Annotated in this window: 16 protein-coding genes; 5 read left to right on the forward strand and 11 right to left on the reverse strand. The window is 36.9% G+C overall.

Annotation, left to right across the window (positions count from 1 at the left end; all coding sequences use genetic code 11):
* Nucleotides 1-32: 32 nt before the first annotated feature.
* The 5 genes from JFU24_RS22130 to JFU24_RS22150 all read right to left on the reverse strand — a co-directional run bounded on the left by JFU24_RS22130 (nt 33) and on the right by JFU24_RS22150 (nt 5,056).
* Nucleotides 33-905: a DMT family transporter gene (locus JFU24_RS22130; protein WP_201186422.1), complete on the reverse strand. Its 873-nt coding sequence runs from the start codon at nt 903-905 to the stop codon at nt 33-35.
* Between the two features lie 381 nt (nt 906-1,286).
* On the reverse strand, nt 1,287-1,967 hold the full coding sequence (locus tag JFU24_RS22135; RefSeq protein WP_201250499.1) for a copper homeostasis protein CutC: 681 nt from the start codon (nt 1,965-1,967) through the stop codon (nt 1,287-1,289).
* A 267-nt stretch (nt 1,968-2,234) separates the two neighbouring features.
* Nucleotides 2,235-2,615 carry a VOC family protein gene (locus JFU24_RS22140; protein ID WP_201223266.1) on the reverse strand — a complete coding sequence of 127 codons (381 nt, stop codon included), beginning with the start codon at nt 2,613-2,615 and terminating at the stop codon, nt 2,235-2,237.
* 118 nt (nt 2,616-2,733) lie between these two features.
* Nucleotides 2,734-3,966, reverse strand: coding sequence for an MFS transporter (locus JFU24_RS22145; protein WP_201250500.1), 1,233 nt, complete (start codon nt 3,964-3,966; stop codon nt 2,734-2,736).
* A 55-nt stretch (nt 3,967-4,021) separates the two neighbouring features.
* Nucleotides 4,022-5,056 (reverse strand): ROK family transcriptional regulator, encoded by a 1,035-nt coding sequence (locus tag JFU24_RS22150; RefSeq protein ID WP_201250501.1) that lies wholly within the window; start codon nt 5,054-5,056, stop codon nt 4,022-4,024.
* Between the two features lie 443 nt (nt 5,057-5,499).
* On the opposite strand from JFU24_RS22150, the gene JFU24_RS22155 reads away from it, so the two are divergent.
* Together JFU24_RS22155 and JFU24_RS22160 are read left to right on the forward strand one after the other, a co-directional pair.
* Entirely contained in the window at nt 5,500-5,772 is a 273-nt protein-coding gene (locus tag JFU24_RS22155) for a transporter suffix domain-containing protein (protein ID WP_242485385.1), read from the forward strand.
* A 176-nt stretch (nt 5,773-5,948) separates the two neighbouring features.
* Complete coding sequence (locus JFU24_RS22160; RefSeq protein WP_201223272.1) at nt 5,949-6,572, forward strand: NUDIX hydrolase; 624 nt, start codon at nt 5,949-5,951, stop codon at nt 6,570-6,572.
* A 118-nt stretch (nt 6,573-6,690) separates the two neighbouring features.
* On the opposite strand, the gene JFU24_RS22165 is transcribed toward JFU24_RS22160, so the two are convergent.
* From JFU24_RS22165 to JFU24_RS22185, 5 genes are all read right to left on the reverse strand, one after another.
* Nucleotides 6,691-7,407, reverse strand: a complete 717-nt coding sequence (locus JFU24_RS22165; RefSeq protein WP_201250502.1) for a 2OG-Fe(II) oxygenase — start codon at nt 7,405-7,407, stop codon at nt 6,691-6,693.
* Nucleotides 7,408-7,935: a methylated-DNA--[protein]-cysteine S-methyltransferase gene (locus JFU24_RS22170; RefSeq protein WP_057219880.1), complete on the reverse strand. Its 528-nt coding sequence runs from the start codon at nt 7,933-7,935 to the stop codon at nt 7,408-7,410. It lies immediately after the preceding gene.
* Nucleotides 7,922-8,521, reverse strand: coding sequence for a bifunctional transcriptional activator/DNA repair enzyme AdaA (locus tag JFU24_RS22175; RefSeq protein WP_201250503.1), 600 nt, complete (start codon nt 8,519-8,521; stop codon nt 7,922-7,924). The genes JFU24_RS22170 and JFU24_RS22175 overlap by 14 nt, the downstream gene beginning before the upstream one ends.
* A gap of 429 nt (nt 8,522-8,950) precedes the next feature.
* Nucleotides 8,951-9,694 (reverse strand): SDR family NAD(P)-dependent oxidoreductase, encoded by a 744-nt coding sequence (locus JFU24_RS22180; RefSeq protein ID WP_053347495.1) that lies wholly within the window; start codon nt 9,692-9,694, stop codon nt 8,951-8,953.
* A gap of 64 nt (nt 9,695-9,758) precedes the next feature.
* Nucleotides 9,759-10,514: an SDR family NAD(P)-dependent oxidoreductase gene (locus JFU24_RS22185; protein WP_201186411.1), complete on the reverse strand. Its 756-nt coding sequence runs from the start codon at nt 10,512-10,514 to the stop codon at nt 9,759-9,761.
* Nucleotides 10,515-10,735: 221 nt separating this feature from the next.
* On the opposite strand from JFU24_RS22185, the gene JFU24_RS22190 reads away from it, so the two are divergent.
* Complete coding sequence (locus JFU24_RS22190; RefSeq protein ID WP_201223276.1) at nt 10,736-11,875, forward strand: LuxR C-terminal-related transcriptional regulator; 1,140 nt, start codon at nt 10,736-10,738, stop codon at nt 11,873-11,875.
* A gap of 264 nt (nt 11,876-12,139) precedes the next feature.
* Nucleotides 12,140-13,081 (forward strand): DNA-3-methyladenine glycosylase family protein, encoded by a 942-nt coding sequence (locus JFU24_RS22195; protein ID WP_397444136.1) that lies wholly within the window; start codon nt 12,140-12,142, stop codon nt 13,079-13,081.
* A gap of 80 nt (nt 13,082-13,161) precedes the next feature.
* On the opposite strand, the gene JFU24_RS22200 is transcribed toward JFU24_RS22195, so the two are convergent.
* Nucleotides 13,162-13,611: a hypothetical protein gene (locus tag JFU24_RS22200; RefSeq protein ID WP_201223277.1), complete on the reverse strand. Its 450-nt coding sequence runs from the start codon at nt 13,609-13,611 to the stop codon at nt 13,162-13,164.
* A 141-nt stretch (nt 13,612-13,752) separates the two neighbouring features.
* On the opposite strand from JFU24_RS22200, the gene JFU24_RS22205 reads away from it, so the two are divergent.
* Nucleotides 13,753-14,208: a collagen-like protein gene (locus JFU24_RS22205; protein ID WP_201223278.1), complete on the forward strand. Its 456-nt coding sequence runs from the start codon at nt 13,753-13,755 to the stop codon at nt 14,206-14,208.
* Nucleotides 14,209-14,411: the final 203 nt, after the last annotated feature.

The following is a 14,411-nucleotide window of genomic DNA, read 5'->3' on the forward strand; positions in this document are numbered from 1 at the left end:
GGCAATAACACCAATCAGCTTTTTCCTGATGCTTATTCTTCTCGAATAACAAATATAACACCAATAAAGATTAATATAGTACCTATCCAAAAAGGCAGGCCAATTTGCTCACCTAGCAATAACCACCCTAAAAAGGTACCGACTATAGGCTGGAAAAAGAAAAATAATCCGCCACTTGAAGCATTAAGCATTTGCAATCCGCGATTCCATAGTAAAAAGGCACATGCTGTCGAAATGACTCCCAAGTATAAAAGGCCGCCCCAAATAGTTGGATGCATCATGGCTTGGAAGTCGAGTTTATCTAATCTATTAATTGTAAAAGGCGTAAGTAAGATAATTGAAACAAGAATAGCATAGGTTGTTACCACAATTTGTGAATATTGCCCGGGGACACGCTTAATAAGAACAGACATAAGCGACCATGTTAGTGCTGCAATAAGTAACGATACCGCACCAAGTTGATTAGATGAATTGATATGCGCATTTCCGACTATAATACAGACACCAATTGTAGCTAGAATAATTGAAAGTGCTTTTTTAAACGTAATTTTTTCTTTTAAAATAATTCGCGCAAATAGCACCATGAATGCAGGTGTGGTTGAAGTAATGATAGCACCCATTTGTGCGGTAGAAAGCATCGTACCAATTTCTTGGGTTACAATGGAAATTGTATTTCCAGTAAGCCCAATCATGAAAATTAGCAGCCAGTCTCGTTTTTCAATACGCCATGATTGTTTTGTTACAACGCCAATAATTAGCAATGCAACAATAGCAATTACATAGCGGAACCATACTAATTCAAGTGGTGGAACAGAGTCTACCACAACCTTTACCACAACATACATCCCGCCCCAAATACTAGCAGCGAGTGATAAATATAAAGAACCTAATAAGGTGTTTTTCATTTTGTGCCCTCCGTTTTCTCTAGACAAATAATACTGTCCTTAACGGAGTTGTAGTTTTCTACCGTTAAGGGAGAATAACTACAGGTACATCATTTTCAAATAGTGGTGAATACATCATCAGATTTCAGCTCACTTTCATAATGTTTTCTTAATCATACAATAATTGGTGGAATTAAGTATATTAACTGTTCAGCGATTTGGCTATTCGTACTAATCAATATAGAGGAGTATGAAGAAAAATAAATATGAGTAACGAACCAAGATGAGCTGTTACGATCAGCCCTTTTTTATGCAACAAACGTGTACTTTACTTCAATAAGGGACAGAAAAGGGACCAAAGAAATGGTCCCATTCCTATTGTTTTTTAACAGAATCTTTTCATTAAATCTTTAGCATGTTTACAATTTCTTTCGCTTTATCTAATTGAACTCCTTCAATTAAGCTGCTATTTTTTCTAACAGCTGTACCAAAATGATAGTAACCGGTATTTAGTTCGGAATGGATAGAAAGGAAATTATCTTTATTTAAGCCGCTGCCGACTAAAATCGAGATGTCGCCGCAGGCTTTTTTCATTTGGTGAATGGTTTGCATGCGGGTTGGGAAATCACCATGTCCACCGGAGGTCAATATCGTTGTAATTTCCGGATACTGTGCTAGCATTTCAGCAGCTCGTACTGGGTCAGGAGTATCATCGATGGCTCGGTGGAATGTAATCTCCAAACCTTCACATGCTGTTAATAGTTCTTCCAGGTATATTTGATTGATTTCATTTTTTTCATTTAATACACCCAATACGACGCCGTTTGCCCCCAATGAGGAAATAATCTTTATATCATTCTTCATAATACTCAGATCATCAGGAGAATACTGAAATGATTGGCTATGAGGCCTTACCATCACGTTGACTGGAATGCTTACCGAACTGACGACAGCTTCTATCAGGGCGTAACTGGGAGTTAAACCGCCCTCAGTTAAAGCACAAACGAGCTCGATACGGTCTGCACCCGATTTTTCAATTAAAAGGGCATCTTCTATGGTTGTGGCAATAAATTCAATGTACATTAGATTTTCCTTTCTTGACAAGTTCTTTGGTATCCTTCATAGGAATCACAATAATAAAAGTATATCATTTTGTTGCTGTTGATTAATTTTTGGATAAAACAATTTAAGTGTCAGAAGAACAGTGACAATAAACTGGTTTATAAAAGAAAGTTTCATTACAAAAGAATAAGCATTTCATTTTCAAAAAAAGGGGAGGTTTTTTAGAAACGAAATCAGCTTTCTATGTAACTACAGTCACAATCAATTTTATCATGGTCTGATTTTCTGTTAGATTGTTATCTCTACCTGATTTCCTTCAGGGTCGTTTACTACGCTTTCATAATAACCATCCCCAGTGATACGTGGGCCGTTCAACACAGGGTATCCTGCTGCTTTTAACGTTTCTGTTAATTGATCGACATTCTCTTTGCTTCCCACAGAAAAAGCGATATGAGCATATCCTGTTATTGGGGTAGTCATTTTATCTTGTATTCCTTTCTGTCGCATAACTTCTAGACGTGCTCCAGTTTCGAAAGTGATAAAATAGGATTCAAATTGCTTTTCCGTATTACGATATAAACGATTGGCTGTGCCCTTGAAGTACTGCGTGTAGAAAGCACACATTGTTTCCAAATCATTCACCCAAATAGCTACATGTTCAATTTTCATCATCTTCACCTTATTCGTTTATTTTCTCTTTATCAGCTTTCATACTAAACAACTACTAATCTTTATTCTCATTAATATAAAAATAAGCAACGTAGTTATCAATGCAAACTCTATATCACTAAAGTACTTTAGAATTCGTATTTTCCCCCTTAAAAAAATCCTTTTTTTTCAATAAGACATTTAATTTTTCTGAACCCAATATCATTGCTACAACAAAAACAACAATAAAAAACGGGAAGATTCCTATTGTTGCTTGAGATGCAATGAAACCAAGAAGAGGAGGCATGAACGTACTACCTGTATAGGCAACAGCCATTTGATAGCCCATAATTGTCTGAGAATGCTCCTTTCCAAAGCGTGCTGGTGTTTCATGTAACATGCACGGAAATATCGGTGCTAATCCTAATCCAATCATGACAAAGCCTACAAGTGAGAAACTAGACGGCAATGGTAAGAATAGAAGTACCGCACCAGCTAATGCTGTTATTTGGCCTACCCGAATGAGAGTACGGTTACTGACCTTTAAAGTAATAAAGCCTGTAATAAATCTGCCAATTGTTATTCCTGCGTAATATAGGGAAACCCATTGTGCAGCTACCGCTACGGGTAACTCCTTAACATTTACCAGAAAGCTACTTCCCCATAGGCCCATTGTTGCTTCAACACCACAATAAAACAAGAAAGATATCAGAGCTAGCTTAACTCCCCTAATCTTCAAAGGTTTTATATCTTTAGCATCTTCATCATTAAATACACTTTTTGAATCTTCCGGCTCTTCACTTAAAGTAACATTGCTGTTTCTTGCGACCCTATTCCATAAAGGCAGAGTGAAGAATAGGATTACAACTAATGCGAACTGAATTCCAGCAATAGCAAGATATCCTTGTCTCCAAGAATTTTGCTCTGAAATAAACTGAGACATAATGATGGGACCAAGTGTAGCCCCAACTCCCCAGAAACAATGTAGCCAACTCATGTGGTGTGCTTTGTAATGTGTAGCAACATAATTGTTTAATCCTGCATCAACAGAACCTGCACCTAATCCAAGTGGTATGGCACAAATAATTAACCATACAAGCGATGGAGCAAAAGTGAAACCTAGCAAAGCCCCAGCAGTCATTAAGCAACTGACAAATGTAACATTCCCAGTTCCGAACCGTTTAAGTACAGTTCCGCTTGCTAAACTTGAAATAATTGTACCACCTGCTATCGTCATAAAAAGCAAGCCAGCAGTCTCAAGCCGTGCTCCATATTCCAATTGCATCACAGGCCATGCAACCCCCAACAATGAATCAGGTAAACCTAAGCTGATGAAAGCCAAATAGATGATTACTAAAAAGAATGTAGCCATATATATAACCCGCCTTTAATTTTTTTGCGGTGCTCCATTGTACTTCTGATTCGTTTTACCTGCTTGTTCCAGTGATCATGAGATCAAGTCCAAGATTTTGTAATCCATATAGATAGTCTTGTTTCCAATCACTCATTGTTATCTCTGGAAGATGTTCTACTGGGATATATTTTGAGCTCCTTATTACAATTTGGTCTATTATTAATTTGTTCACTTCATCATTGCAAAAAATGATCGTATGAGGGTTAATGATTGCTACAAACGTAGCTACTAAACGGCTAATTGCATCAATCTCATATTCCTCACGGATAGTTACTTTCTTAGGTCCACTTCCATTTTCTAAAGCTTGCAGAAAATTTCGGTCATCATACTGCGGGACGAATGAAACCTCACCCGAGAAAAAAGTACTTCCTCGCACCACGTCTCCATTTATCATAATTCCTGCACCTGGACCATTTTGACCGGAATACAAATATATAAGAGATTGATTGTCATTATTCCCCATATTATTGTGATATCCAAGAACTGCAGCATTCATATCGTTCTCTACTACCACAGGTATAGAAAAACGATCCTCATAGTATCCTTTTAAATCAAAATTTTGAAAATGCTCGTAGCCTGGTATATAAAAAATCCGACCATTATCAACCGAACCAGGGACACCAATTGCCATTGAACTAATCTTTGAGTATTTAGCTATAATGTCTTCAATATACTTGGTTAATAATTTTAGATTATCATCTATTAATACACTTGACGTTTTTCCCTGTTCCTTCACTTCACCCAAACAATTAAAAATTGCATAATTTGTCTCTGTTCTCTCTAAAAATAGTGCTAAACCTAACATATGTTCAGGATTGTATGCATATCGTTTTGCTCTTCTTCCACCACTAGAATCATCGAGGCCGACTAAAATAAGTTCCCCATCCTTCTCCATCTGCGCTAGGAATTTACTTATTGTCGGGAAACTAATTCCTAATTTATCGCTGAGTTCAACTTTTGTTGCACTTCCAAGTTCTAAAAGAGTTGTACGAATACCATTAAGGATAACCTTCTTCATAGATTTTGGAGTAACGAATAACTCATTCATAATGTTCACCACCTAATATAAAAAACTTATTAAAGATCTTTAATAAGTTACGATGATACTATATCACATACAAGTTTGGGAAACAATGGAAATTAAAATCGAATATTTATTATTTATACAACTTACAAATACTGGCATTGCTCTTTCTGAGTCTGGCCCAAAACACGAGTAACAATGCCGTTATATTGCCCAATTGTGGAGGAGGATTGTACATTTGTTACCTATAAATCATCCTGTTTGGCTACTCTATTTTTCATCCCAGGTAACCTCAGTGGCTTATTGATTATGCTTTCACTATCAACTATTTTTTTATTTTCATTTATAATGAAACGAAATGTCCATTCAAACGTATAAAAAAAGAATATATTTAGAGAATGGTATATTGAAAGTAAAATGGTTGCCGGAAAAATTAAATGAGTATAATCATAACGGAGGTTATTTAATTGGATAAAGAAGGTAAGGAAGTAACGAAATCGAAGTTTTACAAAATAGGAATGGGTTTTCTAATAGTGTCTCTTCTCACTTGGATTATTCCTGTAATAGCTCCTTTTACGCCATTTCCAACTGCGGTTAAAGCGGGGGTCATAACAGGAGCAATAGTCTTTGCAGAAGTAATGTTCTGGGTAGGTGCACTTTTAGTCGGAAAAGAAGTAGCTGCTAAATTTAAAAGTTACTTAAATCCGAAAAATTGGAAAAAAGAAAAAGCAGGAAAATGAAAAATAAAAGTTTAGAAGGTAGTGTAAAAAAGAGTGAGGGTATGGAACCACATTAAATCTTGGCTCTTTTTCACCACCTATATCTAACCTGCATCCCATATTGTCCTCTATGTCGCAGTTTCTTTTTAATGTTTGGAGACGAAAAGTAAAAAATAAAACGTAGGGAGAAGCGAAATATGGAAAATGAGATGTTGAAAGTATTTAATGCTGATCGTAAACAAATCGGCGTGGCTACTCGTGAAGAAGTACATAGAATGGGACATTGGCATGAGGTTTTCCATTGTTGGTTCGTTAGTAGAGAAGCGGGGGTGGATTATCTTTATCTTCAACATCGTTGTGAGATGAAAAAAGATTATCCGAACCTATTGGACATTACGGCTGCCGGACATTTGCTGGCTCATGAAACGATATACGACGGTGTAAGGGAGATTAAAGAAGAAATAGGCATCGAGGTTTCTTTTGATAAGTTGGTCTCATTAGGTGTTATCGAATATCATGTAACAAAAGAAAATTTCATCGACAAAGAATTAGCTAACGTATTTCTATATGAAAGTACTCAGTGTTTCGATGACTTCACCTTACAAAAAGAAGAAGTTTCAGGGATGGTAAAAGTTGAATTGGATGATTTTGAAGATCTGTGGGACGGAACAAAAGAAGAAGTGAATATCCAAGGCTTTGAAATCAATCAAGATGACCATAGAATGATGATAGATCAATATGTTGGCAGAGATAAATTTGTGCCGCATGATATTTCCTATTATAAAAGCATTATTAGGTTGATCAGAGAAAACTTATCATAGCATTCAGGTTCTGACCAAAGCTAACTAAAACTTAAGCCCCAACAAAACAATTCGAGTTTTGTTGGGGCTTAAGTTGTGTTCAAAAAGCTGAAAATCTCATTGTTATCGTGTTGTACCGTTACTTTGCATCATGAAAAATGATTCCCATCCCGTAGCGTATTCCAGATTGAAGAGTGCTTACGCCATGACGCATCGTATTCTTGTAATATCCTTTTTTACCTTCTACTGTCCGGTGGTTCGTAGGGAAGAGGAGTGCTTCTCCTTGTTCTAGCGTGATGACATGCCCTCGGCTTTGGGCTCGGGGACGCTGTTCCACAAGAATGGATTCGCCTCCGGTATAATCAACCCCCCGCTGATTTAGTGTAAATACAACTTGGAATGGGAAATAAACATCTCCATATAGATCCTGATGCATACAATTATAGCCGCCTGCTTCATATTTAAGAATAAGAGGGGTTGAACGGGTTTGTTCTTTTTCATGGCACTCTTCTAAAAAAACATCTAACGAATCAGGATAAATAGCTTCTTTCCCTAACTGGTGCAACCATCGATTAGCAGCTATTGCGAGTTCAGGGTAAAATGCCGTACGTAGCTCCTGCAGTAGAGCTGGCAATGGATAATCGAAATATTTATACTCGCCTTCACCGAAGCGATAACGTCCCATGTTGATTGTGTTTCGATATAGTTCTTCTTGGTCATACAAATTGATAAAGTTTTGACATTGTTCAGGAGTAAGCAGGACAGGCAATTTTGCAAAGCCTTGGTCGTCCAATGTTTGATGAATTTGGCCCCAGTCAAGTGTGTAGATTGGTGAATTCTTCAAATCCCTATTCATTTATCTCCCTCCATTTTGTGCTTCTAATTGAAGCAGATATTGTTTCATCTCCGTTCCTCCGCGGTACCCAGTTATGGCTCCATTTTTTCCAATTACCCGATGACAGGGCACAGTAATCAGAACTGGATTAGCACCGATAGCCGTTCCGACCGCGCGAACAGCTTTAGGTCTTTGAATGTGCTCGGCAATATCGGAATAGGAATAGGTTTTTCCATAGGGTATTTGATTCAATGCTGCCCAAATTTCTTGTTGAAATGGCGTTCCTTTAACATCTACGGGTAATGAGAAAGTTTGCCGATTTCCCTCGAAATATTCATACAGTTCTTTTAGATAGGGCTTTAAGGCTTCTTCATTTTCAACAAGGTTCGCCAAGGGGAAGCGTTTTTGTATCCAAGTTTTCAGCTCATCATACGATTGACCAGGTGAACCTACATAACAAAGTCCCTTTTCAGACTTGGCTACATATAATTGCCACTTATCGTATTTTAAAATGGCCCAATCTATTGTTTGTTCTTTAACATTCATCATGTTGTTCAAGCTCCTTTTTCAAGTTTTGATGGTAAGCTTTTCGATATCCTGATGGTGTATATCCCGTTTTCTTTTTGAATAACGTTATAAAATAGGGGGTGCTTGAAAATCCTACAGCCAATCCTATTTCGGTTACCGGCTGTTCGGATCTTTCAAGCATTCTAATTGCTTTTTCAAGGCGGAATTGTTGAGTATATTCAGTAGGCGATAGACCTTTCACACGCTTAAACAATCTTTGTAAGTGGTAGGGACTGCCATGAGAAATATCCGCCAATGTGTTCAATGTGAGGGGCTCGCTGTAATGTTGATCAATCCATTCAGTTATTTGCTCAATCCACTCTTCTGTTGGCAGATTCAAGCCTTCGGGTTTACAGCGTTTACAAGGCCTGAAATTTTCTTCTAAAGCCATATTGGCATTTTTGAAAATCTGCACGTTTTCTTTGTTGGGCACCCTGGATTTACAGGAGGGCCGACAAAAGATGCCTGTTGTTTTTACGCCATATAAAAAATGATCATCATACGTTGCGTCACACTCTACAATAGCTTTCCAGTAATCGTTAGGAATGTCTGTTTTTTTCAAATTCATCACATTCACCTCTCCATTTAGTATACAAGAAAGTATTGATATACAAACATTTCGATAATATAAAAGCAAGATAACGTAATTTCTTTCAAATAGGAATAGGAAAAGACAGCCGAAGATGGCTGCCCGGACAAATAAGAAAAAAAGCCTTTCACTATATTAGTGATCGGCTTTTTTCTTGTGTGACTATAAATAGTTTGAATCTGTTAAGGAAGGTAGATAAAGCTCCAGGAGTATTTGCGACAAATAGAATTAATTTATGGCAGAGTGAGAACTTGGCTGTTTCGCAAACATAGTTTGGTTGTGAATCACAAAAGGGTCTATTTGTTGATGAAAGAGTTAGTACACTTTTTTTAAATGAAATAACAAAGCAGTTCTAAATGATCTACGATTTAGACTGCTTTGTTATTAAAAGATATCCCTTAATTTAAATTAATGTGCGGTATAGCCCCCATCAACAAGAAGGGTTGTACCATTAACAAAACTAGCATCATCACTTGCTAAAAATAAGACAGCCTTTGCTATTTCTTCTGGTTTTCCAAGCCTGCCTTGTGGATGAAGAGAAACTAAATATTCTTTCGTTTGAGGATCAACACTTGCAAGTAAAGGAGTGTCAATATAACCAGGGCAGACCGCATTAATACGAATACCATCTTTTGCATAAGCAGTACATAAGTTTTGAGTTAGTAGCTTCACGCCACCTTTTGCAGAGGAATAGGCTGTTGGATTTGGTAATGAAACAAAACTATGAATAGAACCAGCGTTAACAATGACACCGCCTGTACCTTGTTTAAGAAACTGTTCAATCGAATATTTATCAGAAAGGAATACTCCTGACAAATTAATATCGATGGTTCGTTTCCATTTTTCATAGGACAATTCATGTGCTGGTGCATCATCAGCAACTCCAGCATTTGCATACATAATATCTAGCTTGCCGTATTTATTCACGGTTTCATTGATCATCTGTTTAATATCTTCTTCATTTGTTACATCTGTTTTAACAAATAATGTATTATATCCATTCGTATTCAATTCTACTGATATGTCTTTACCACGTTCTGAAAAGTCAGCAATGACCACTTTTGCTCCTTCTTCAGCAAAAAGGCGAACAGTCGCTTCACCAATTCCACTTGCGCCACCTGTTACGATTGCTACTTTGTCTTTTAATTTCATATTAATCTCTCCATTCTGCAATTAATTCAAGTCGATATCCTATTGTTAACATTGCTTAATCTTTTTATCGTGCTGTTGCTCCACCATCAATCACAAATTCTGCACCTGTCGAGTAAGCTGATTCATCAGAAGCAAGAAATAGCACTGTATTTGCAACATCTTTTACAGATCCTAGATGTCCTAAAGGAAATAAATTTGCACCTAATTGTTCTTTTGAATTTCCAGTTACCTCAGAAGCATAGTCTGCCATTCCAGTATCGATGTATCCAGGATGAATAGAGTTCACTCTAACCCCCGCAGAAGCATATTCCATCGCCGCATCTTTTGTCATAATACGTACTGCTCCTTTACTAGCACCATATAGAACATGTCCTGGAGATCCCATCAAACCTGCTATGGAGGAAGCATTAATCACTGAACCTTTATTTTGTTTGGCCATCAAAGGCATGATATGTTTCATTCCAAGGAATACGCCAGTCACATTAATAGACATTAGACGATTCCATTCTTCCAGTTCAATCTCTGCAACAGGTTTTATAATATAAATTCCAGCATTGTTGAAAAGAACATCAACTTTGCCAAAAGTCTTGATGGTTTCCTCTGCAACCATTTTCCAGTCTTCTTCTTTGCTAACATCGTGTTGGACGAAAAGTGCTTCTCCACCATTTGTTTGAATGTCTTTTACTGCTTGGCTTCCAGATTCTTGATTTATGTCAGTGATAACAACTTTTGCTCCTTCTTTAGCAAATAATAAGGCTGTTTCTTTACCGATTCCTGTACCTCCACCGGTTATGATGGCTACTTTATTTTCAAGTCTCATTACAAGTACGCATCCTTTCAATATTTATTAAAATCATGGATAAAATTGTGTACAAAGAACCTTTTTACTATTCGAAATCGGATTCAAAAAGATTTACTAACTTGCTACACATTCATCTTACTACGTTCATTTTGAAATACTATCCTATAAGATGATGTATAATAATAGAGTGAATATCCTCCATTTATAGGGTTATTTTGTTTGAAGGAGAAGAATTTCTTATGACTCAGCCATTTCATCCATATGAAGAAATTACGTTTCAACAATTCGTATTGTTCATCAAAACTCATAGCAAACAGATTGAAGAAAATATAAATATCTACCTCAGTCTAGAACCTTCCATTTCCGAGTCAAATCGAAAAATAACTGATACGTTGCTGCATTCATTTTTTCAACTATTAACCCAATCGAACATTGAAGGTATCGATGAAGATTTAGCTAGCCACTTTGACAATTGGCTTCAATCTCAGTTATCGATTTTAAATATGAAAAGTTTTAACCTGTTTCAATTGATTTTCCAAAAATCTTTGATTACACTCATGATCCAAATAAAACATAACCGAATCATTCCTATATTAATGTTTTCATTATCTATTTTTACGTACCTTGTCCATAGTTATAACAATTGGGTAGATGCAGATACTACAGATCTTACCAAGAAAAATCCCCATGAAAATAGGGAACTTAAAAGGCTACAATTATTAGACAAATTAAACAAACTCCTGATTCGCTCTTCAGGAGTTCATGATTTAGCCTATATATTAAAAAAATGTGAAGAGTATTTTCACTATAAACGATGTGTTTTTTACGCTTATATCCCATGGTCGAATCAATTCTATGGTGTAATTGGTGCAGAGCTTCCAAAGGTACAGAGCATGAAAGGACAGCTTACTGAGCAGACTTCAGTTCTTACTTCCAAAAAACCGATATATTTAAAAAATCCAAGAAATTATGTAAAAGAGGAACATATTAAATTATTTAATCTGTCTTCCATTATTTTTATCCCGATCACCCATCAAGATCAATTGTTTGGATGGCTTACTTTTGATCAGTTAGGGGAAGACTTTGATTGTTCGAAAGATGAGTTAGATTTACTTGAACAAGTGGGGAAACGTCTTGGATTATTTTTATCAAGGAAAGGTGAAAAAGTAGCAAAAACTTCCGATCTTCACTTAACAGAAAGAGAAACCACGATTCTTGATTTGCTTTCGGAAGGGTACGACAATAAAAAAATAGGTGAATTATTGTTCTTAAGCGAGCATACGGTGAGAGATTATGTAAGCAGTTTAATGACTAAACTAAAAGCAAAAAATAGGACGCAAGTCGTTGCCCTTGCTTTTCGATTAGGTTTATTAAATTAATTCCCCCCTTTTGCAAATCCGTCAACATTGAGAGGGTCTTAGGAATACCTAAAATATGGACGATGTACACTAAGAAGGACCAAAAATAATGGTCTTTTTTCTTTTGGTTTACTTATGATTTCTCGACTTTCAGCTTCTAGGATTCATTACTTTTTTTGTTTGTTTTCATACACCGTCCAAATTTAGAAGGAAAGTGCAAGATAACGTAATTAATTTTTTGGAAATAGGATTAGAATAAAGAGAGCGTGAAGAAGGAGGGGCAAAATGAAAGAGCCATATAAAATGAACAAAGAATTACTTGATAAAGAGAAGGATGAATTGATCATCCACGCCCCCAGAGAGTTTAGCTTTTCGGAAAACTTGAGATACCTGTCACGATCCTCCAATGAATGTCTATTTGAAATTGTTGATCAAAAAATTTATCGTGCCTTATTCGTAGAAAACGAGACAATATTAGTGGAAATCCGAGCTGAGAACGACACGATGATTTTTGTTCGATTTTTAAGAAGTACTACTTCAGTAGAAAAACATGTTCAAGAAGCCGTTTCCCAATACGTTCGACAATGGTTTGATCTGGACACGAATTTGCTTCCTTTTTATGAGTTAGCAAAAAATGATCCTTTATTGCAAAGGCCAGTAAGTCAATTTTATGGTCTGCGAAATATCGGTATCCCGGATTTATTTGAAGCTATTGCCTGGGGAATTCTTGGGCAGCAAATCAACTTGACGTATGCTTATACATTGAAACGCAGACTTGTTGAGAGATTCGGTAAATCTGTTGAATATGAAGGAGAGAAATATTGGCTGTTCCCAACGCCTGAAGTGATCGCGAATTTAACCGTAGAAGATTTTGTAGAAATGAAGATGACCGTGAAGAAATGCGAATATTTAATTGGCGTGGCCCAACTGATGGTTCGAGGAGATCTCACAAAAGAAGAGTTGTTAAATGCTAAGGATGTTAAAGCGGCTGAAAAAATGCTGACCAAAATTCGTGGAATCGGTCCGTGGACAGCGAACTATGTATTGATGCGCTGTTTACGTTTTCCAGCAGCTTTTCCAATTGATGATGTCGGGTTGCATAATTCAATGAAATTGGTTATGGAAACTGAAGCAAAACCTACGAAAGAAGAAATTCTCAAATTATCAGGAGCGTGGGCCAATTGGGAGTCTTATGCGACGTTCTATTTATGGAGATTGCTATATTAAAAAGCCATGGTAAAGCCCTCTTGAATTGGTTTCAAGCGGGCTTTTGAATGTTCATTTTTCAATGTGGGAGGCTAGTGTGCTCACAAGGTAATATACCAAAATTCACGGTCCGCTAAAACTAGATTATAAGGTGTTTTAATGTCAGTCCAACTAACGCTTCGATTAATTCCTATGGGCAAGTCTTCGTGGCCACTCAAACTAGTGAAATACTCGATAACTCCGCTAGCGTGCAGTTCTTCCTCTATATACGAATACAATATATCTAAACACTTTTCTTGTATCGCATTGCTTTTGGATAGGTATTTTAGCGGTAAAAGGTTATGGTTAATGGCAACCTGATGTTTGAATGAAAAGTGGGAACTATATGAAAATCTTGTTTTTGATGCCCTATCGTAATTATCTTCAAAATGTAAATGTGTGAAATCCAATTCATCTTTGAAAACATTTGGTTGTTCAGGTGAGACTGGCTTATGTCCAAGCGAACCTTCAGGAAGTTTCATTGGAGAAGCCATATAGATATATTGAGTCAAAAATGTATTCCCCTTTCTCTTACAATAATGTTTTACAGAGCGTACTAAGTGAGAATCCCCCTAATAATTACAAAGTAGCCCAACCATCTCAAGCCTATTCACCATATCTTATTACATTCAATCATGTAGAGGTGAATGACTATGTATATGTACCCAATGTATCATTATGAAAATCAAGATTATCTTATACGACAGTTTCCAGGTCTACCCAGCTTTCCAAGTATACCTGGTTTACCAGGGCTTCCTAGTCAACCGGGATTTCCAGGTGCACCAGGATTTCCGGGCCAACCAGGATTTCCAGGTGCACCAGGATCTCCGGGCCAACCAGGATCACCACCAAGTTCACAAGCGCCAACGGCCCCTCCGCCATCGTTTATCCCTCTCCAACAATCGGCTTCAACATTTGCTGTAGACCCAGGAGCCATTTCATTTTGCTTATTCCGGAATACTTTTATATGGCTAAATAATGGTGCAAGTTTCTGGTATTATCCCATTTTTGTCGGTCCGCGATCTGTTGCAGGCTTCAGATGGAATGGCAGGTTCTGGACGGTTTTTGGCATTGATACAAGACAAATTAATTCATTTACATGTTTTTGAAAATAAAGTATTCAAAGGGGATGTTAGTCATAATATCCCCCTTGAACATTGGAGAAATTTGATAACCTAAGCTTTAAACTGCTTTGCTTTCTTCTAATAAGAAAGGGCTTCAAAGCAAGATAGAATCAGGACAAGCCAAAGAAAACCATTATTCAACAAAATGCCTACTGTTGATTGTCCTCCTCTCTGGTTAAATTATCCCG

The sequence above is a fragment of the Peribacillus sp. TH27 genome (genome assembly GCF_016650915.1).
Taxonomy (GTDB): domain Bacteria; phylum Bacillota; class Bacilli; order Bacillales; family DSM-1321; genus Peribacillus; species Peribacillus butanolivorans.